Consider the following 19,421-nt stretch of genomic DNA (forward strand, 5'->3'; position numbering starts at 1 on the left):
ACAATCGAGGCAACGGGAATGGCCCGTTCTACAAAGGAGCAGCTCGTGTCTGAAACCACTTCACAGGTCCGTATTGTTGTCGGCGTTGACGGTTCAAATGCATCGGTCAACGCGCTCAAGGAAGGTGCCCGTTTGGCTGCCGAATTGGGTGGGACCATGGAGGCCGTTGCCGTCTGGGAGCTACCAACGAAACACGCGAGCTATGCCGCCTTGGGGATTGGCAGCTTCGAAGAAGGCGCCAACAAGGTTCTCAGCGACGCTTTGTTTCAAGCGTTCGGAGAAGAAGTTCCTGCCTCCGTTTCAGCACGACTGATACAGGGCCCTGCAGCGGCATCCCTCGCGTCCATCTCTGAAGGTGCGCGCATGTTGGTGGTCGGCAGGCGCGGGCACGGTGGGTTGATGGGCCTGCTCTTGGGTTCGGTCAGTGCCGCAGTGGTCAACCAAGCGCCGGTTCCGGTGTTGGTCGTTCAGTAGCTGGTTCAGCAGCTGGGCCTAGGATTTCGATATTGCTAGGCGACAGCGGAACTGCGGCCAATGGGGTTCCCGGATGGGATACCCGGTCGGGCCGTCAGCTAGCCAGTTCTCCAGTGCTGCTGGAGGGCTGGCACGCTGCTGTTGTGAGAGGGGATTGGGCGGCGTGCTCAGCTGCCACCAACGCTTCTGCAAGAGTGGCTACCGCACACCGGTACGTGGCGGCGCTGTCGTCCGTATCCAACTCAGCAAGCTGGAATCGCGCCGCAGCGGCCACTGCACGGATGAGGGCAGAAGTCTCTGGAACTCGAATGTCCGTCATGGCAGGGAAGTCGATGGCCGCTGCGGGATCCAGCTCATAGTGGCTCCACCGGGCCACAAGGGACTGATGCAGTGCGGATGTCGCTGAAATTGTTGCTGCGAGCTTTGCACGGTCACTGGCAGCTGCGGCGAGCGTCCGCTGGCGCCCGAGCCAGATGTGCATCGCGATGGCCGAACCGGCGGCCAGGGCGAGCAGCGCCAAAGAAGCCATGTTGTTCTTCCACGCGGGAATCAGAGTCAAAGGTGCCAGCACGCACAGCCCGGCGAAGGTGTACCAAAAAGTTGCGTCCTGATCACTTTCCTGCGAACTGCGCATGTGCACGAGCCACACTGTTGTCGCAGCCGTGAGTACGGCAAGGACTGCAAGAACAAGGAATCCCATCCCAGCCACCTCCAGGAGCACCGTCCGGCGGCCAACCGCAACGGGTAAACAAGCCATATGGCCTTACTCCATTCCAGTCCTCTTATTGCCGTAGGTCAAGGGGCGCCGCCAGTAGCGACGGAGACTGCCGGGGTGATGGGGAAGTCTGGCGGTCAGGGCAGGCGCGGCCCAACGGCCAGCATGAGCGAGATGGCACTCATCATGACCAGTGCGTAGCGGAACATGTGGCGCGCCCACCGGTTGTCGTCGTCGGACTTCAGGCCGCGCACACCCAGCACGAGCCAACCCGCGCCGAGTGCTCCCATCACGGCTGTGTAGGTCCAGCCGGTGCTGCCGAAGACTTGGGGCAGGAGTGAGACAACGACGAACAATGCCGTGTAGATAAGGATCTGCACCTTCGTATTGGCAATGCCGCGAACCACCGAAATGACGGGAACACCGGCGCGGGCATACTCATCCCGGCGGTAGATCGAGATGGAGTAGAAGGCTGGCAGCTGCCACACGAACATCATGAGGAAGGCGATGACAGCCCCGGCGTCAATGGCGTTGCTGGCCCCTAGATACCCACCCAGAACCGGTGCTGCACCCGAGATGCTGCCCACGAGGGTGCCGTGGATGGACAGGCGTTTGGACAGCATTCCATAGAGGACCACATAGGCGAGGAATCCGCCCAGACCGACTGCGACCACCAGCAGGTTCGTCCACGCCACGAGAATGGCCATGCCGCCGAACCCCAGAATGGCCGAATAGATGAGTGCGTTGCGTGCGACGATGCCGCCCGTGACTGTGGCGCGCTTCTTTGTCCGCGCCATCAGCGTGTCAATGTCGCGGTCCAGGACGTTGTTCAGCACGCATGCGGAGCCGATGACGAGCGTGGTGCCCAAGCAGACGGCCAGGAACAACAACCAGTCGATCCGGCCCGGGCTGGCGAACAGGAAACCTGCGGCAGCGGTCAACACATTTCCGTAAAGCACCCGCGGCTTGGCTAATGAATAGTAACGAAGCGCGGTGTCCCGCCAGGACGTTCCGGTGGCCCGTGCCGCGAGGGCGCTGTCCTTGCCGTCCGGGCTGCGGTTCATCCTTTCCGGCCCCTTGTCCAGGAGGTGCCGGATGAAGTACCCGGCTGCGGGGGAAGGATCAAACAGGGCGCGGTCATGGGGGGAATTCCAAAGGTGAAAGGTGTTGGTTTCCAGCCTATCGTCCAATGTTGCAAACGGGATCTTAAGGAGATCTGGATAACGTTTACCTACTGTGGTGGACCTCAAGTTGCAGTTCAGCGGATCTTGGAGCGGAGGCAGTGATCGGGGCAATCGACCGCGTTAGGGTTTATTCATCCTGAAATCAGGGTGTTCAGCTCTTCCCAAAAGAGGGTGTTTCCCATGAAATACATCAAAGCATGGCTGGCAGTTGTGGGGCTGCTGGCCGCATTCATCATGATTGCTCCTGCACCGGCCCACGCTGCCCCTTACTGCGGCATCACCTGGGGTTCGCTGGCCAAGACCGCAGGCACCAGTTCAAGCGCCGCCATCAGCAATGTGAGGGCCGGTCAGCATCCCTGCTTCGACAGGATGGTGATCGATGTCAATGGCCATGCCAACGGCTATTCCGTGAGTTACGTTTCGGCTGTGACACGCCCTGGCAGCGGTGCGATTGTTCCACTGCGCGGGGGCGCGTATTTGAAGGTGACTGTTCTGGCACCTGCCTACACTGCAGCTGGGGCAGCAAGCTATATCCCTGCCAACCGCAACGAATTGGTCAACACGGCAGGCTATTCAACACTGCAGCAGCTGGCCTTCGCTGGCAGCTTTGAAGGTAGGACCACCTTGGCCGTCGGAGTGAGGGCACGGCTGCCATTCAACGTCTTTGTCCTTGACGGCCCAGGGGCAACTTCCCGCATCGTCATTGATGTGGCGCATCGCTGGTAGGGGTTCCGCAGCGAAAACCGGGTGCCGCCGTCGTCCCTTTCAGGGAACGACGGCGGCACCCGTCACGGTCAGGTGAGCAGCGGGATCCGCAACACCTGACCCACGAAGATCAGGTTTGCGTTGCTGATGCGGTCCCGGTTGGCTTCAAAGATGTCATTGGCGGTGGTGTTCTGGCCTTCCTCGCGGGCAATCTTGGTCAGGTTGTCGCCACTTTTTACCTGATAGAGCTTGAAACCCTCCAGGGAAGTGAACAGTGTGGCATGGATGATGTTCAAGTCCGTCCCTGGAGGATGAATGCCGGATGGGTCGTCACCGAAAACTTGGACGGAGACGTGCATGCCGCGGGCCAGGGTGTTTCCGAGGGAAACCGTGTTGCCGAAATCCCTGATCACTCCCATGGATCCGGCGCCTTGAATGTTGCCGTTGCCGAGGGCTTGCCCGCTGTTGGCGAGCACCCGCCAATGGACGGTTGCCTCGAAGCCGGTTCCGTAGCCGGCAAGCACAAAATTCTTCCCGATCAAGTCATTCTGCTGTGGCTGACGGACGTCAATCCTGCGTGGTGACACCGTGACCGGCCTCCTCCAGTAGGTCCCCCCAAGATGCCCGTCATACATGCGCAGGGCAATGGGTGGGCACCTCTAGTAGCGCTCGGGTTCAGTGCCCAGCTGGAAGCGCAGTCCACGAACGCTCGTGGGTATGATTTCCACGAAAGTGTATTTCAGGGTTTGCAGCCAGGGGGACAGGGGCAGTTCGCTGACTGCATCGATCTCGGTCTGGGATTCCAAGATACGGGCCTTGCCCTTGAGGACGACACTCCAAGCCTCGTCCTCGGCCAGCCCGTCAATCTCAAACGCCACCGAATCGTTAATGGTCAGCTCAGCCAGCTTCGTTCCGGGATTCGTTCGCATGAGCAGTTTGTGGTCGTGTGCCAGGTAGTTGATGGGGAAGATGTCGGGCTCGTTGGAAACGCTCAGTGCCAACCGTCCAAAACGCGTATGTTCCAGGAAACGCCATGCATCATCGACGGACATGTTCTCACCGGGTTGCTCATCATTACTCATGCTGTGATTATGCCCCACAATTCCCCGGTGTTCCCCGTGCCATGCCACGGCCCGTGCAGGGTGTGTCCAATTCGTAAGGATGGGAGGAATGCGCGCGGTCGGATCAGTCGTGGTGTGTGGTGCCATCGCCTGCACTTTCGCGCAGCACCACCGTGCCCGTAACACTTGACGGTTGCTTGGTGGACGGCGAGAGGGCCATCGTCGCAGCAAGTCGGCCGATCTCTTCCAGTGGCAGCCGGTACGTTGTCAAACCGGGAAAGTGGTCACGCAGGGTGGGGATGTCGTCAAAGCCGGCTACCTGAACGTCCTCGGGTATGCGCAGCCCGCGGGACCGCAAGGCGGCCATGGCCCCCAGCGCCATGACGTCGTTGGCGGCCAACATGCAGAAGGGAGCACCAGCCTGCGAATCCTTGCCGTCAAATGGACCGCCGTCCAATGAATCAAGGAATGCCAGGGTGGAGTCATAGCCGCCCTGACTGGTGAAAGCTCCTTCCACCACGGCGACGGGCTCAAGTCCGGCGGCTGCAAGAGTTTCAGTGAAGCCTTGGACGCGGATTCTTGCAGTGTTGCGTTCGTGCGGTCCGGCCAGAATGACGAAGCGTCGCATGCCTTGTCTTAGCAGCGCGGAAACCAGTGCGACAGCACCCTCTCGGTGACCCACCCTCAACACCTGGGCGTCTGGGATGGCTGAGGCACCGAGTGTCACAACCCTGCCACCGTTCTTTGTGTACCGCCCCAGGGCCTTGATCAGCCGGGCATCCTCGTTAAGGAGACGTGAAGCGGCCAGAATGATGGCATCGGTGCGGTAGGAGATGAACGCGTTGACGGCGGCAAGTTCAGCGCCGCCGGGGGAACCTGCGTCGCCTTCAAGATCAGTGCCGGCCAACAGCACTTGGTGGCCGGAAGCGAGCGCGGCCTGCTGTACTCCGTGGGCGATGGCGGAAAAGTAGGGGTCCGCAATGTCGTGAACCACCAATCCCACCAATCCGGTGGTGGAGCGGGCCAGCGCCTGTGCCTGGGCGTTGGCCACGTAGCCCAGCTCCTCAGCGGCGGCCCTGACGCGCTCGGCGATGTCTGGCGCCGGCGTTCTGCTGGAACCGTTGAGGACTCGGGAAGCCGTGGCCAGCGACACGCCAGCGAGGCGTGCCACCTCGGTGAGTTTGACGGGCACTGGTGCGTCCTTATCTAAAGAAATTTGCCGGGAAGCGTAAAAGTCCTTGACCCCGGGATAAGTTCAGCATATATTGGAAAGCGCTTTCCAAAGTTTAGGCCACGCCGGGATTCCGGTACCTGACGACCACCACTTCCAGGAGAAAACAGTGACTCTTACAGCTTCCAACGAAGGAACGGCGGCACAAGCCGCAACTGCCGGCAACGCAGCCGACGGCAAGAAGGTCATCCGCATCGCCATGAACGGCATCACCGGCCGCATGGGCTACCGCCAGCACCTGCTGCGTTCCATCCTGCCGCTGCGCGACAGTGGACTGACCCTGGAAGACGGCACGAAGGTGGCCATCGAACCGATCCTGGTTGGCCGCAACGAGGCCAAGGTACGCGAGCTGGCCGAACTGCACAACGTTGAGCACTGGACCACAGACCTGGACGCGATCATCGCAGACCCCACAGTCGACGTCGTCTTTGACGCTTCCATGACCAGCCTGCGCGCCGCCACCTTGAAGAAGGCCATGGCCAACGGCAAGCATATTTACACCGAGAAGCCCACAGCTGAAACCCTCGAGGAAGCCATTGAGTTGGCCCGCATCGGCAAGGACGCCGGCATCACGGCAGGGGTGGTGCACGACAAGCTGTACCTGCCCGGTCTGGTGAAACTGCGCCGCCTCGTGGACGAAGGTTTCTTCGGCCGCATCCTCTCCATCCGCGGCGAATTCGGCTACTGGGTGTTCGAGGGCGACCACCAGGCAGCCCAGCGCCCTTCCTGGAACTACCGCAAGGAAGATGGTGGCGGCATGACCACCGACATGTTCTGCCACTGGAACTACGTTCTTGAAGGTATCATCGGCAAGGTGAAGACCGTCAACGCCAAGACGGCCACGCACATCCCCGCCCGCTGGGACGAAGCCGGCAAGGAGTACAAGGCCACGGCCGACGACGCCGCTTACGGCATCTTTGAGCTGGAAACCCCGGAAGGAGATGCCGTCATCGGCCAGATCAACTCCTCCTGGGCCGTGCGCGTATACCGCGACGAGCTCGTGGAATTCCAGATCGACGGCACCCTCGGCTCGGCTGTTGCAGGCCTGAACAAGTGTGTTGCCCAGCAGCGCGCACACACGCCCAAGCCCGTTTGGAACCCGGATCTGCCCGTCACCGAATCCTTCCGTGCACAGTGGCAGGAAGTTCCCGCCAACGCCGACCTGGACAACGGCTTCAAGCTGCAGTGGGAAGAATTCCTGCGCGACGTGATCGCCGGCCGCGAACACCGCTTTGGCCTGCTCTCCGCAGCCCGCGGCGTGCAGCTGGCCGAGCTGGGCCTGCAGTCCTCCGACGAGCGCCGCACCCTGGACATCCCGGAAATCGAGCTGTAAAGATGACCATCTCAATCACGCTTCCGCTACCCACTGGGAAGCTTGAGTCGTTGACGCTGAATGCAACCGGTCCGTGGCGCAAGCCCACGGAGCTGATCCGCTCCCGCAAGGTGTACGCGGCAGCCCACGTCACACCCAAAGTGCTGGGCAACAACGTCCCCGGCGCCCCTGCCGACATCGACTGGGACGCAACACTGGCCTTCCGGCGCGAGCTGTGGAGCTGGGGCGTGGGCATTGCCGACGCCATGGACACCGCACAGCGCGGCATGGGTCTGGACTGGGCCGCCACACAGGATCTGATCAACCGCAGTGCCGCCGAGGCCGCCCGTTTCGCAACCCCGGAGCGCACGGTTCGCGACCTCCTGGCTTGCGGTGCAGGCACCGACCAGCTTGACCCGGCCGACGTCGAACCGGGCGCCGAGGGTCTGGCAGCCGTGCTGGCCGCCTACCGCGAGCAGATCGCGGTTGTCGAGGCATCCGGGGCCAAGGTCATCCTCATGGCCTCGCGCGCCCTGGCTAAGGTTGCATCGGGCCCGGAGGATTACCTGTCCGTCTACGGCACGCTGCTTGACGAGGTCAAAAAGCCGGTCGTCCTGCACTGGCTGGGCACCATGTTCGACCCCGCCCTGGCTGGATACTGGGGCGGCGAGGACGTGGCAGCGGCCACCGCAACGTTCAGCCAGCTGATCGAAACTCACGCCGGTAACGTTGACGGAGTGAAGGTTTCACTGCTCGACGCCGCCCATGAGATTGCACTGCGCGCCAACCTGCCGGAAGGCGTGCGCCTCTACACGGGCGACGACTTCAACTACCCGGAACTGATCGACGGCGACGGGGAACACTACTCGGACGCGCTGTTGGGCATCTTCGCAGCCATCGCCCCTGCCGCCAGCACGGCACTGCAGGAGTACGATGCCGGCCGCCCCACCGAAGCGCGGGCCATCCTGGATTCCACCCGGGACCTGGGCCTGCACATCTTCGAGGCGCCGACGTACTACTACAAGACGGGCATCGCGTTCCTCGCCTGGCTCAATGGCTACCAGCCCGGCTTCCAAATGATTGGCGGACTCCACTCGGGCCGCGACTTGAATCACCTGGTGAAGCTGTTCCGCCTGGCCAACACGGCCGGGCTGTTGCTGGATCCGGCACTCGCTGCGAGGCGGATGGCATGTTTCCTGAACGCTGCCGGTGTCGACTCGGCCGTGACCGTTGCGGAAGAGGTGCATGCGTGAGCACGTTCGAGAAGCTCTCCATCAACACTGCCACCATCAAAAAGGCCTCACTTGCGGAGGCGCTTGACCTGAGCGTGGCTGCCGGCCTGCAACACATTGGCCTGTGGCGCGACAAAGTGGCCGAGGTGGGCCTGGACACGGCCGTCGAGATGGTGCGGGCCTCCGGGCTGAGCGTCTCGAGCCTGTGCCGCGGCGGCTTCCTGACGGCAGCGGACGGCCCCGGGCAGGCTGCTGCCCTTGCCGACAACAAGGCTGCCATCCTCGAGGCCAAGGCGTTGGGCACCACCGAAATCATCATGGTGGTGGGCGGCCTGCCGGACTTCAGCGTCTCCCCGGGCGCTGTGGACGGCGGCGGAACTGCTGTTGCCGTCGCCGGCGGTAAGGATATTTTCCTTGCACGCCAGCGCGTGGCCGACCGGCTTGCCGAGCTGGTGCCGTTTGCCCTCGAGCACGGTGTTCGCCTGGTGCTTGAGCCGCTGCACCCGATGTATGCCGCCGACCGTGCCGTGCTCTCAACCCTGGGCCAGGCCCTGGACTTGGCCGCCCCGCATCCGGCTGCAGCCGTCGGTGTCGTCGTTGACACGTTCCACGTCTGGTGGGATCCGTCCCTGCACGAGCAGATCTCCCGCGCCGGTACAGAAGGACGCATTGCCTCCTATCAGGTATGCGACTTCAACCTGCCCATCGCCTCCGATGCGCTGCTCTCCCGCGGTTTCATGGGAGACGGCGTCATCGACTTCGCCACCATCGGAAGCTGGGTGGCCGAGGCAGGCTACAACGGCGTCGTCGAGGTGGAAATCTTCAACGAAGGCATCTGGGCGCAGCCCTTTGCCGAGGTCGTGGATACCGTCAAGGCACGCTACGCCGAGCTGGTGGCCCCGCACCTGGGCTAGCGCGCCGGCGGCACCGGGATTCCTCGGCCCCGCCAGCAAAGTCCCGTTTTTGCCCCACGCGGGACTACCGGGTGATGCCAATAATCTTGTCGTCGCCTGGTTTGGGAGTACCGCGGCCGTCTGTATTGTTCGTCAGGACATACAGGCGGCCGTCGTGCGTTAAGGTGACGTCGCGGAGGCGGCCCAATTCTCCGACAAGGATGGAGCGGGCGGTGGGCGTCGTGGCCAGGTCAACGATCCAGAGGTGTTCCCCGCGCAGGGCCGCCATGTACAACTTTGTCCCTTCGATTGCTATGCCGCTGGGGCTGGCCTCGGCCGTGGTCCAGGTCAGCACCGGGTTGCGGAAGCGTGAATCGTTGCCGGTGCCTTCAACGATGGGCCAGCCGTAGTTCCCTCCGGGGACGATCTCATTGAGTTCGTCCCACGTGTTCTGGCCAAACTCCGAGGCCCACATGCGGCCCTTTTCATCCCAGGCGATACCCTGCGGGTTGCGGTGTCCCAGCGACCACACGGGGCTACCGGGAAAGGGGTTGTCCGTCGGGCTCCCGCCGTCGGGAAGCATCCGCAGGATCTTGCCTGAGAGTGAGTTCGGGTCCTGCGCCGCGTTGCGGTTTCCAGCGTCGCCTGCGGTGGCGTAAAGCATGCCGTCCGGCCCAAACGCGATGCGCCCGCCATTGTGGTTGCCAGCCTTGGGAATGCCGTCGAAAATGACCGTGGCCGGGCCAAGCGACCGCGTACCGGGCGTGCCCAGCAGCGGCATGTGCACTATCCGGTTGTCCAGGGAAGTGGTCAGGTATGCGTAGACGGTGATGCAGCCAGTACCGGGATCGGGTGCAGGATTGTCCTGGCAGCCGCCAAGGTGCACGGCCAAGCCAAGCAGTCCACCCTCGCCCTGATGGCGCACCCCGGGCACCGTGCCCACAACGTGTTTCGCGCCCGACGGCGAGACCTCAAGCACCTGACCCGAGTCCCGTTCGCTGACCAGCAGGGTGTCATCTGCCAGCAAGGCCATGGACCAGGGGGCGGCCAGGTCGGTTGCGACGTCGTTCGTGACACTGGGGGACAGTACGGGTGCTTCCGAGGTTGGCGCTTGGCATGACGTCAAGAACAAGGCGGCGGCAGTGCAGGCAGCGACAGACATGTCCCTGCTGCTGCGCAGCCGACGCGGCTTCAAGATTTCCGTCCCATCCATGGCATCAGCGTAGCCGGACGAATCAGCAGATGGCACGGGTTCGCCGTCGCCCTTAAACATCCATGACGCACTTGATAGACCGAAAATGCCGAAAAAAGGCGACATCGATCCATCAAATACGTCAGGAATTATGGCGGTGCTGGAAAAGGTTTTAGCGGCCCTTGAGCGTGATGCCGTTGCGGGTCATGGACTCGGCGTACGCCTTGGTCGATTCAAGCAGCCACTGTTGCTGGCGTTCTGCCGAGCCGGCAAAGCTGCGCCCGGACAGGGAACGAACCTTGTAGATGCCGAAGCCGCGCTTGTAGAGCATGGGACCCTGTGCCTTGAGCAGCTGGTCCGCCAAGCGGTGCGCCTCCGTGCCGTGGGCAACCAAGGCGGAAGCGCGAGGAACGAGGGTCAGGAACTTCACCAGAGGGCGCAGGCCAGCTTCGATCTGCGGTGCGCTGAGACGACCATTGGGCTCGCCGGGCGTGAACCAGGGGTGGACATTCCAGGGCATGACATAGCTGGGGCGCAGCCCGATCTGCCAGTGGATGCCGAGTAGGCGGGTGGCTGCCTGCTCGTCGCCTGCGGTGATGAAGCCGGAGGGATCCATTTCCCCAACGTTGGAGAACAAGCTGATGATCTTGCACTCATCCACGTCGTGAACCGGATCTACATAAGCCACCTGCTGTTGGGGCTTGGCTTCCGCCAAGGTGTCGCACAGCTCGGTGATGGGGGCAATGTTCTCGTCGTATCGACGATTCCACAGCTGTTCACGCAGTGATTCAGTGGCCACGGATGTCATTGAGGCGCAGATCTCCTTAGAGGGATGAGAGTGGTTGCCGTGCGTTTCCACTTTGGTGGAATGCCCGACTCTTCAGCTTAGCAACGTCCAGCCGTTCCTGCTTCTCCCGTGCCTGTGCTATGGCGGCCCGGAAAGTCGTGTTTGTGAGAAATCAGACAGCTTTCAGAACAAAGCGACAGCGCCGGGAAGCGGGTCGCCTCGACACTACGAGAAGGGGGCGGCAATATGGGGGCATGACCACTTCAGCGCAGTCTCAGCCCGCACCGCAACCATGGGTGAAGAACTACCAGCCAGGTGTTGCAGCCGAGATAAAACTGCCCAATGAATCTCTTGTTGGAATGTTTGAACGCTCAGTCGCGGAAGCAGCCGGACATCCCGCGATGGAGTTCTTCGCCAAGCGCACCAGCTACCGGGAATTGGGCGAGCAAGTGGCCCAAGCGGCCGAAGGTTTGCGCCGGCTGGGCGTCAAGGCAGGGGACAGGGTGGCCGTTATCCTACCCAACTGCCCCCAACACGTGGTGGCGTTCTACGCGGTGCTGCGTCTGGGCGCCGTCGTGGTTGAACACAACCCGCTCTACACGAGCGGCGAACTCCTCCACCAGTTCCAGGACCACGGTGCACGGGTGGCCATTGCGTGGGATAAATCAGTGGCGTCCTTGCTGGAATTTCCCGCCGATGAGCGCGTGGAGCGCATTGTGGCCGTCAACCTTCTGGAGGCGTTCCCCACCGTCAAGCGCCTAGCCCTCGGACTGCCGCTACGCAAACTGCGCGCCACCCGGGACGCGCTGACGGGTCCGGCGCCGGGAACCATGCCGTGGAAACAGCTGCTGGCTGGCGGCCGACTCGACGCCTCACACCCGCGCCCAGGCATGCACGACCTTGCCGTCATTGGCTACACCTCGGGCACCACGGGCCACCCCAAGGGGGCCATGCTGACCCACTTCAATCTGTATTCCAACGCACTCCAAGGCGAGGCCTGGATGCACGGGGCGCAGGAGCGGAAAGAGATCCTGTATGCCATCCTGCCCATGTTCCATGCCTTTGGCATGACGCTCTACCTCACGTTTGGCATCCGCAAGCAGGGCCTTTTGGTGCTGTTCCCCAAATTCGATCCAGACTTGGTGCTGGCCGCCATGAAAAAGTCACCGGCGACGGTCTATTGCGCCGTGCCGCCCATCTACGAACGCACGGCCCTGGCTGCGAAGGAAAAGGGAGTCTCGCTGCGCTCCTGCAAATACTGCATCTCGGGCGCCATGAACCTCCCCGACCACGTGGTGGAACTGTGGGAATCGGTCTCCGGCGGCCTGTTGGTGGAGGGCTACGGCCTGACAGAATCCTCACCCGTGGCGCTGGGCAACCCGTTCCACCCGAGTCGCCGCAACGGAACCATCGGGGTGCCCTTCCCGTCCACACAAATGAAAGTGGTCGGGATGTTGGGAACGGGGCTGGGCAACACAGACGTGGAAGTGGCACCGGGGGAACCTGGCGAGTTGCTGATCAAGGGCCCGCAGGTTTTCCAAGGCTATTGGAACAATCCGGAGGAAACCGCCAAGACCCTCACGGGGGACGGCTGGCTGCGCACTGGGGACATTGTCACGGTGGATCCCGACGGCTTCACCACCATTGTGGACAGGATGAAGGAACTCGTGATCACCGGCGGCTTCAACGTTTCCCCGTCGGAGGTGGAGTCCATCCTGAGAACGCGCGACGGCGTTGCCGACGTCGCGGTCTTTGGCAAGCCTTCCGAGCGGGGCGGGGAAATGGTGGTTGCCGCCGTCGTGCTTGAAGCCGGTGTGGACTTTGACGAGTCAGCCATGCGGTCTTGGTGCAAGGAACAGCTGGCTGGCTACAAGGTGCCCGTCAGGATCGTTCAAGTTCAGGACATGCCGCGCTCCATGTTGGGGAAAATTCTACGCAAGCAGGTCAAAGAGCAGGTGCTTCCGACGCTGTAGCCGGTTGCCTTGTTTGCGCCGGTTGCGCCGAGATGTGGACAGTTCAGGCATAAGCGGGGGCACCTATGCGAAACTGGAATGCATGCGCCCTATGCAATACTCCAGCAAGCTAGCCAATGTACGATACGAACTTCGCGGCCCCATATTGCATGCGGCCCAGAAGATGGAAGCTGAAGGCCACCGGATTTTGCGGATGAACTTGGGCGACACGGCACCGTTTGGCTTGGAGGCGCCGGAGTCCATTGTGGTGGATATGATCCACCACCTGCGGGGGGCGCAAGGCTACAGCGACTCCAAGGGCATCTTCTCCGCCAGGACGGCCATTTCGCAGTACTACCAGACTAAGGGCCTGCGGAAGATCGGCGTGGATGACATCTTTGTGGGCAACGGTGTCAGCGAGCTGATCTCCATGACCCTGCAGGCATTTCTGGAAAACGGCGACGAGGTCCTGATCCCGGCACCCGACTATCCGCTGTGGACGGCAACGGTGACCCTGACCGGGGGAGTGCCCGTCCACTACCTGTGTGATGAAGACAACCAGTGGTGGCCGGACATGGCTGACGTGGAGGCAAAAATTACGCCGAAAACGCGGGCCATCGTCATCATCAACCCCAACAACCCCACCGGCGCTGTCTACCCCCGCGCCATTCTGGAGAGGTTTGTGGAGTTGGCCCGCAAGCACGACCTCGTGATCTTTGCCGATGAGATCTACGAAAAGATCATCTACGACGGCCGCCCCCACATCCACATGGCCTCCTTGGCCGAGGATGTCTGCACGCTCACCTTCAGTGGGCTGTCCAAGGCCTACCGCATGCCCGGCTACCGCGCAGGATGGGTTGCACTGTCCGGACCGCGCGCCGCGATGGCAGGGTTCAAGGAGGCGTTGGAGCTGATCGCCTCACTGCGCCTATGCTCGAATGTGCCCGCCCAACACGCCATCCAAACCTCCCTTGGCGGGTACCAAAGCATCAACGACCTGACCCGGCCCGGTGGCCGGCTTCGGGAGCAGCGCGACAGGGCCTCGGAGCTGCTCAATGCGCTGCCTGGGGTCTCATGCGTGCCGGCGGCAGGAGCCATGTACCTGTTCGTGAAGCTGGATCCGGACCTTTACCCCATCGAATCCGACGAGAAGTTCGTCATCGACTTGCTACAAGACCAAAAGATCCTTGTCTCACACGGCACGGCGTTCCACTGGCCCACCCCTGACCACTTCAGGTTCGTGATCCTTCCCTCGATTGACGACATCGAGGAGGCAGTGCGCCGCATCTCCTCCTTCCTGGCCGTTTACCGCAGCAAGGCCGCCCTCGTCAGCCACTAGGCCCGCGGCTACTGAGCCGGGGTGCAGGTCCTGCGGGCGGCCCTAAAACGGTTCCGAAGAAATGAGTTTCTTTTCACAGTGCGCTCCTTCCCGCCCCGCGGACGCTAACAAAGGCGTGTAATTGGTCGTAGGATCGGGGAGGTTGGGTTTTGCCACCGTTCCATGATCTCCAGTGCACAGGTGCTTTGAACGCCCGGTGCACTGAAGACGTGCGTATCCGACTAGACTTTTTCGAAGTTTCGCTTTTGCCCCCTCTAGATTGGATCGCGGGTGGATCTCACCTTCATGGTCGTGCTGGTTATAGCGCTGGCCCTTTTCTTTGACTTTACGAATGGCTTTCACGACACAGCCAATGCCATGGCAACGCCGATTGCCACAGGTGCCATCAAACCCAAAACAGCTGTTGCCCTGGCGGCGATCTTGAACTTGGTGGGAGCTTTCCTGTCCACTGAAGTAGCCAAGACCATCTCTGGCGGCATTATCAATGAGAGCGGGCCCAACGGTGTGGCCATCACACCGGAAATGATTTTCGCCGGTTTGATGGGCGCCGTGCTGTGGAACTTGTTCACGTGGCTGCTTGGCCTGCCCTCCAGCTCTTCCCACGCCCTGTTCGGCGGTTTGATCGGCGCAGCCATTGTGGGCACCTGGTCCTTCGGTGCCGTGAACTTCATGGTGGTTATTTCCAAGGTGTTGCTGCCGGCTCTCCTTGCCCCCGCAATTGCTGGCCTTGTCGCTTACGTGTGCACGAAGCTGGCCTACAGCATCACCCGCCGTTCGGACCCGGACTCGGGAGACAAGCTCACGCAGAAGCGTGGCGGTTTCCGTCGCGGCCAGGTGTTTAGCTCCTCGCTGGTTGCACTGGCACACGGCACCAACGATGCGCAGAAGACGATGGGCGTCATCACCCTTGTCCTTGTCGCTTCGGGACTCCAGCAAGCAGGGACCGGGCCGCACATTTGGGTGATCACGGCCTGTGCACTGGCCATCGCCGGCGGTACCTACGCCGGTGGCTGGCGCATCATCCGTACGCTCGGTTCGGGTTTGACAGACGTCAAGCCCGCCCAGGGCTTTGCTGCGGAAAGTAGCACGGCAGCGGCCATCCTGGCCTCCAGCCACCTCGGCTTTGCACTCTCGACCACCCACGTCGCCTCAGGCTCTGTTATTGGTTCAGGTCTTGGCCGCAAGGGTTCCACCGTCCGCTGGGGCCAGATCGGCAAGATCAGCCTGGCCTGGCTGTTCACGCTCCCCTCAGCCGCCCTGGTCGGTGGCCTTGCCGCCCTGCTGATCCGCACCGGATTGGTTGGCATCATCATTGTTGCCGGACTCGGCTTGAGCGCCATCCTCGTCATGTTCGTCATGTCCCAGCGTGAAGTTGTTGACCACAGCAACGCCATCAGCGACGTTGACGCCGTGGGGGAGGCCATGCACATTCCCAGCAAGAAGGAACGTGACAAGCTCGCGGCCAAGGCTCGTGCAGCGGAGAAGATCGCTGAGAAGGCAGCCCAGCGTGCGGCTGAAACAGCTGCCGCCCGTGCCGTGGCCCAGACGGCGCTTGACCGTGCCGACACCGCCGTCCTCAAGGCCATGACGAAGGCAGCCGCTCAAGCGCAGACGCCCAAGTCCAATGCCGGTTCCAAGAAGGGGAAGAAATGATTGACTGGTTCGGATTTGTCATTGTTGCAATCACCACGCTTGTTGGCGCCGGCTTTGTCGTGACCATGTACTCGTTGGGTGTTCGCCTCACAGCCGTCAGCGGCGACGACGAAGCCCACGTTAACCATGCTGCCCAGTGGGGAGCGTATGTGTGCTTCGGCTTCTGCGTGCTGGCCGTGGCCATCGCCATCATTTTGATCGTTCCGGCCTTCAGTGCAGCCGCTGCGCATGTGATCGGCGGCATTTTCTAACGGCTGTGCCGTCGGGTTTTAGCGTCAATGTACGACGCCGGGCACTTGCCTACCGCTGCAGCGGTAGGCAAGTGCCCGGCGTCGTTAATAAACAGAACTGGCGTTTGTAGGCAAAAGAGAATTGCGTCTGGCGAGAGTGGGTTAGCGGGCCAGGATCATGTTGGTGATGCGGCACGTAGACAGGGACCGGCCCGCAGAGTCGGTCATGACCACTTGGTGTGTGGCCAGCGTGCGGCCCAGGTGGATGGGGGTGGCCGTGCCCGTGACAAGGCCCGCCGAAATGCCCCGGTGATGTGTGGCGTTGATCTCAATCCCCACGACCCGGCTGTCCAAACCGGCGTGGAAAGCGGCAGCAAACGACCCCAAGGTTTCAGCCAGCACCACATGTGCGCCGCCGTGCAGCAGGCCCGTCACCTGAGTGTTTCCTGCAACGGGCATGGTCGCCACCATGGAATCCACGGACATGTGGGTGAAGACGATGCCCATCTTTGCCACCAGGGCGCCCACCCCGTGCGGGCCCAGCAGTCCGTGGTGTTCGGCGGGGATGCCTGCGGCCAGGAGTTCGTCGGAAAGGGGATGCGGTGTGAAATTGTCGCTCATGATGACTAGGCTGGCACCTGTGAGCGAATCTGCCAAGACGGCCCCCCAGAACACTGTTGCAACCACCCCCGGCAATGGGGTCCCTGACGGCCAAACCCCGCGCCTGCTGGTACTTGACGGGCACTCCATGGCGTTCCGCGCCTTTTATGCCATGCCAGCGGATAAGTTTGTCACCGACTCCGGCCAGTACACAAACGCGGTCCACGGTTTCACGGCCATGCTGCTGACCATGATCAGGCAGCAGAAGCCCACCCACGTCGTGGTGGCCTTCGACCTCGACACGCCCACTTTCCGCTCGCTTGAATACACCGAATACAAGGGCGGGCGCAACAAGACGCCTGAGGAGTTCTACGGCCAGATCGACCTGATCATCAAGGTCATGGCCGCCATGCGCATCCCCACCATCTCGGTGGACGGCTTCGAAGCGGACGACATCATCGCCACCCTCTCCACGCAGGGCGAGGCGGCAGGCTGGGATGTGCTGGTGGTCTCCGGCGACCGTGACGCCTTCCAGCTGATCACCGACAAGGTTTCGGTGCTGTACCCGAAGAAGGGCATCTCCGACATTCCGCCGATGGACGCGGCGGCCGTGGAAGCTAAATACTTTGTGCCGCCGAACCGTTACTCGGACTTGGCGGCTTTGGTGGGGGAGACGGCTGACAACCTTCCCGGCGTACCAGGTGTTGGGCCCAAGACGGCGGCCAAATGGATCAACCAGTATGGCGGGCTTGAAGGCATCCTGGAGAACTTGGATGCCATCGGCGGGAAAGTGGGCGAATCGTTGCGTGCGCACGTCGACGACGTCAAGCGCAACCGCCACCTGAACCACTTGCTGCGCGACATGGACCTGCCCGTGGCTCTGGAAGACATGGAACTGCAGGCCCCGGACCGTGAGGCCGTGGAGGAACTGTTCGACTCGCTGCAGTTCAATACCCTGCGCAAGCGCCTCTTTGACCTTTTCGGTGCCGAGGAAGAGTCCGACGCCGGTGAAACCCACCACGTGCCCGCCCACCGCGTAGTGGTTGAAGCATCTGAACTGCAGCACTGGCTGACCGCGGATGGTGTTGACGGCGTGACAACAAACAGCGCGGTAGCCGTTGACGTGAACAGTGAACCCGTGGGCTTGGCCCGTGAAGCAACGGCCGTGGCGCTGGTACGCAACGATTCCGCCGTCGTGGTTGATCTGCGCACCGCCGACGCCGAATTGGAATCCACGCTCGCTGCCTGGTTGATGTCCGAGGCGCCCAAGGTGGTCCACGAGTACAAGGAAGCGCTGAAGGCCCTCTCAGTGCGCGGGTTGTGGCTGGCAGGGGTGCAGGATGACACCTCACTGTCCGGCTACCTTATCCAGCCCGACCGCCGCAGCTACGAACTGAACGAGCTGAGCCAGGTCCACCTGAAGATCAGCTTCGACAATGGAGCTGCGGAGCCGCCGGGCCAGCTGGAGCTGGGCTTGGAAGCGGACACCTCCTTGGCAGAGGCCGTGCAACGCGGCTATGTCGCACTCCTGCTGAGCGAACACTTTGGCCCGCTGCTGGAAGAACGTGGCGCTGCCGTGCTGCTGCGGGACATGGAACTGCCGTTGGCGGCCGTGCTGGCTCAGATGGAACTGACCGGCATTGGCGTTTCACAGGACCGCCTGGCTACCCTGCTGGCCGATTTCACCGCTGCAATGAACGCCGCACAGCAGGCAGCTTTCGCCGCGATCGGGCACGAAGTGAACCTTGGCTCGCCCAAGCAGTTGCAGGAAGTCTTGTTTGAGGAGCTTGGGCTGCCCAAGACGAAGAAGATCAAGACCGGCTACACCACCGATGCGGCGTCCCTGAAGACGTTGTTGGAAAAGACCGGACATGAGTTCCTGGCCCAGCTCATGGCCCACCGCGAAGCGTCCAAGCTCAAGCAAATGGTCGAGACCCTGAAGAAGTCCGTGGCGGATGACGGGAGAATCCACACCACGTATGCGCAAAACGTGGCAGCAACCGGGCGTTTGTCCTCAAACAACCCGAACCTGCAAAACATCCCGGTTCGTTCAGAAGAGGGACGCCGCGTCAGGGACATCTTCGTTGTCAGCGAGGGCTACGAATGCCTGCTGGCCGCTGACTACTCGCAGATTGAAATGCGCATCATGGCCCACCTTTCCGGTGATGCCGGGCTCATCCAGGCGTATGCCGAGGGTGAGGACCTGCACAGATACGTCGGCTCGCACGTCTTTGGCGTTGCGCCGGAAGAAGTTACCTCGGCCATGCGCTCAAAGGTGAAGGCCATGTCCTACGGCCTGGCCTACGGACTGACCAGCTTTGGCCTGTCCAAGCAGCTGGAAATCTCCGTCGATGAGGCAAGGACGCTGGTCAAGGACTACTTTGACCGCTTTGGCGGGGTCCGCGACTACCTGCGCGGCGTCGTCGAACAAGCCCGCATCGACGGTTTCACGTCCACGATTGAAGGACGACGCCGCTACCTGCCCGACCTTTCCAGCGCCGACCGGCAGCTGCGGGAACTGGCCGAGAGGGTGGCCCTGAACTCTCCCATCCAGGGATCGGCCGCGGACATCATCAAGCACGCCATGCTGGGTGTGGCCGCGGAACTGAAGGACAAGGACTTCAAGTCACGGATGCTGCTGCAGGTCCATGACGAATTGATCCTCGAAGTGTGGCCGGGCGAACTCGATGCCGTCAAGGCCTTGGTGGTGGATCAGATGGGCGCTGCGGCGGAGCTGAAGGTTCCGCTCGATGTGCAGCTGGGCTTGGGCGCCAGCTGGAACGAGGCAGGCCACTGACCCACTGAGGTATTGCACCCAAGCCGCAGCACCGACACGCAGCACAGACAATGAAAGGCATCCC

The 19,421-nt window shown here is 62.0% G+C and carries 18 protein-coding genes; 10 read left to right on the forward strand and 8 right to left on the reverse strand.

Annotated elements, in window-relative coordinates; genetic code table 11:
- Nucleotides 1–45 precede the first annotated feature (45 nt).
- Complete coding sequence (locus JMA46_RS05585) at nucleotides 46–474, forward strand: universal stress protein (RefSeq protein ID WP_348770068.1); 429 nt, start codon at nucleotides 46–48, stop codon at nucleotides 472–474.
- A 94-nt stretch (nucleotides 475–568) separates the two neighbouring features.
- Here the strand turns inward: JMA46_RS05585 and JMA46_RS05590 are convergent, their stop codons facing one another.
- Together JMA46_RS05590 and cyoE are read right to left on the reverse strand one after the other, a co-directional pair.
- Nucleotides 569–1,231, reverse strand: a complete 663-nt coding sequence (locus JMA46_RS05590; protein WP_207344338.1) for a hypothetical protein — start codon at nucleotides 1,229–1,231, stop codon at nucleotides 569–571.
- Between the two features lie 95 nt (nucleotides 1,232–1,326).
- Nucleotides 1,327–2,253, reverse strand: a complete 927-nt coding sequence (cyoE, locus tag JMA46_RS05595; RefSeq protein WP_207344339.1) for a heme o synthase — start codon at nucleotides 2,251–2,253, stop codon at nucleotides 1,327–1,329.
- Between the two features lie 300 nt (nucleotides 2,254–2,553).
- Between cyoE and JMA46_RS05600 the strand changes: the two genes are divergently transcribed.
- Nucleotides 2,554–3,099, forward strand: coding sequence for a hypothetical protein (locus JMA46_RS05600; protein ID WP_207344340.1), 546 nt, complete (start codon nucleotides 2,554–2,556; stop codon nucleotides 3,097–3,099).
- A 68-nt stretch (nucleotides 3,100–3,167) separates the two neighbouring features.
- Here the strand turns inward: JMA46_RS05600 and JMA46_RS05605 are convergent, their stop codons facing one another.
- From JMA46_RS05605 to JMA46_RS05615, 3 genes are all read right to left on the reverse strand, one after another.
- On the reverse strand, nucleotides 3,168–3,665 hold the full coding sequence (locus JMA46_RS05605; RefSeq protein ID WP_207344341.1) for a Gmad2 immunoglobulin-like domain-containing protein: 498 nt from the start codon (nucleotides 3,663–3,665) through the stop codon (nucleotides 3,168–3,170).
- Between the two features lie 72 nt (nucleotides 3,666–3,737).
- Nucleotides 3,738–4,160 carry a pyridoxamine 5'-phosphate oxidase family protein gene (locus tag JMA46_RS05610; RefSeq protein WP_207344342.1) on the reverse strand — a complete coding sequence of 141 codons (423 nt, stop codon included), beginning with the start codon at nucleotides 4,158–4,160 and terminating at the stop codon, nucleotides 3,738–3,740.
- A gap of 103 nt (nucleotides 4,161–4,263) precedes the next feature.
- Nucleotides 4,264–5,331, reverse strand: coding sequence for a substrate-binding domain-containing protein (locus tag JMA46_RS05615; RefSeq protein ID WP_207344343.1), 1,068 nt, complete (start codon nucleotides 5,329–5,331; stop codon nucleotides 4,264–4,266).
- 238 nt (nucleotides 5,332–5,569) lie between these two features.
- Here JMA46_RS05615 and JMA46_RS05620 point away from each other — a divergent pair, with 238 nt between their 5' ends.
- From JMA46_RS05620 to JMA46_RS05630, 3 genes are read left to right on the forward strand one after another with little or no spacing between them, the layout of a single operon-like run.
- Nucleotides 5,570–6,703 carry a Gfo/Idh/MocA family oxidoreductase gene (locus tag JMA46_RS05620; RefSeq protein WP_207344408.1) on the forward strand — a complete coding sequence of 378 codons (1,134 nt, stop codon included), beginning with the start codon at nucleotides 5,570–5,572 and terminating at the stop codon, nucleotides 6,701–6,703.
- Nucleotides 6,704–6,705: 2 nt separating this feature from the next.
- Nucleotides 6,706–7,935: a dihydrodipicolinate synthase family protein gene (locus JMA46_RS05625; protein WP_207344344.1), complete on the forward strand. Its 1,230-nt coding sequence runs from the start codon at nucleotides 6,706–6,708 to the stop codon at nucleotides 7,933–7,935.
- Entirely contained in the window at nucleotides 7,932–8,828 is an 897-nt protein-coding gene (locus tag JMA46_RS05630; RefSeq protein ID WP_207344345.1) for a TIM barrel protein, read from the forward strand. The genes JMA46_RS05625 and JMA46_RS05630 overlap by 4 nt, the downstream gene beginning before the upstream one ends.
- A gap of 64 nt (nucleotides 8,829–8,892) precedes the next feature.
- Here JMA46_RS05630 and JMA46_RS05635 read toward each other — a convergent pair whose 3' ends face one another.
- Complete coding sequence (locus tag JMA46_RS05635; RefSeq protein ID WP_207344346.1) at nucleotides 8,893–10,020, reverse strand: PQQ-dependent sugar dehydrogenase; 1,128 nt, start codon at nucleotides 10,018–10,020, stop codon at nucleotides 8,893–8,895.
- A gap of 151 nt (nucleotides 10,021–10,171) precedes the next feature.
- On the reverse strand, nucleotides 10,172–10,807 hold the full coding sequence (locus JMA46_RS05640) for a uracil-DNA glycosylase (protein ID WP_207344347.1): 636 nt from the start codon (nucleotides 10,805–10,807) through the stop codon (nucleotides 10,172–10,174).
- Between the two features lie 233 nt (nucleotides 10,808–11,040).
- Here JMA46_RS05640 and JMA46_RS05645 point away from each other — a divergent pair, with 233 nt between their 5' ends.
- The 4 genes from JMA46_RS05645 (at nucleotide 11,041) to JMA46_RS05660 (ending at nucleotide 15,981) form a co-directional block, all read left to right on the forward strand.
- Nucleotides 11,041–12,759, forward strand: a complete 1,719-nt coding sequence (locus JMA46_RS05645; protein WP_207344348.1) for a long-chain-fatty-acid--CoA ligase — start codon at nucleotides 11,041–11,043, stop codon at nucleotides 12,757–12,759.
- A gap of 82 nt (nucleotides 12,760–12,841) precedes the next feature.
- Nucleotides 12,842–14,077 carry a pyridoxal phosphate-dependent aminotransferase gene (locus tag JMA46_RS05650; RefSeq protein ID WP_207344349.1) on the forward strand — a complete coding sequence of 412 codons (1,236 nt, stop codon included), beginning with the start codon at nucleotides 12,842–12,844 and terminating at the stop codon, nucleotides 14,075–14,077.
- A gap of 270 nt (nucleotides 14,078–14,347) precedes the next feature.
- Nucleotides 14,348–15,730 carry an inorganic phosphate transporter gene (locus JMA46_RS05655; RefSeq protein ID WP_207344350.1) on the forward strand — a complete coding sequence of 461 codons (1,383 nt, stop codon included), beginning with the start codon at nucleotides 14,348–14,350 and terminating at the stop codon, nucleotides 15,728–15,730.
- Nucleotides 15,727–15,981, forward strand: a complete 255-nt coding sequence (locus JMA46_RS05660) for a hypothetical protein (protein ID WP_207344351.1) — start codon at nucleotides 15,727–15,729, stop codon at nucleotides 15,979–15,981. The genes JMA46_RS05655 and JMA46_RS05660 overlap by 4 nt, the downstream gene beginning before the upstream one ends.
- Before the next feature lie 141 nt (nucleotides 15,982–16,122).
- On the opposite strand, the gene JMA46_RS05665 is transcribed toward JMA46_RS05660, so the two are convergent.
- Nucleotides 16,123–16,581 (reverse strand): hotdog fold thioesterase, encoded by a 459-nt coding sequence (locus JMA46_RS05665; protein WP_207344352.1) that lies wholly within the window; start codon nucleotides 16,579–16,581, stop codon nucleotides 16,123–16,125.
- Here JMA46_RS05665 and polA point away from each other — a divergent pair.
- On the forward strand, nucleotides 16,580–19,357 hold the full coding sequence (gene polA, locus JMA46_RS05670) for a DNA polymerase I (RefSeq protein WP_207344353.1): 2,778 nt from the start codon (nucleotides 16,580–16,582) through the stop codon (nucleotides 19,355–19,357). The genes JMA46_RS05665 and polA overlap by 2 nt on opposite strands.
- Nucleotides 19,358–19,421: the final 64 nt, after the last annotated feature.

The organism is Arthrobacter sp. E3, assembly GCF_017353415.1.
GTDB lineage: Bacteria > Actinomycetota > Actinomycetes > Actinomycetales > Micrococcaceae > Specibacter.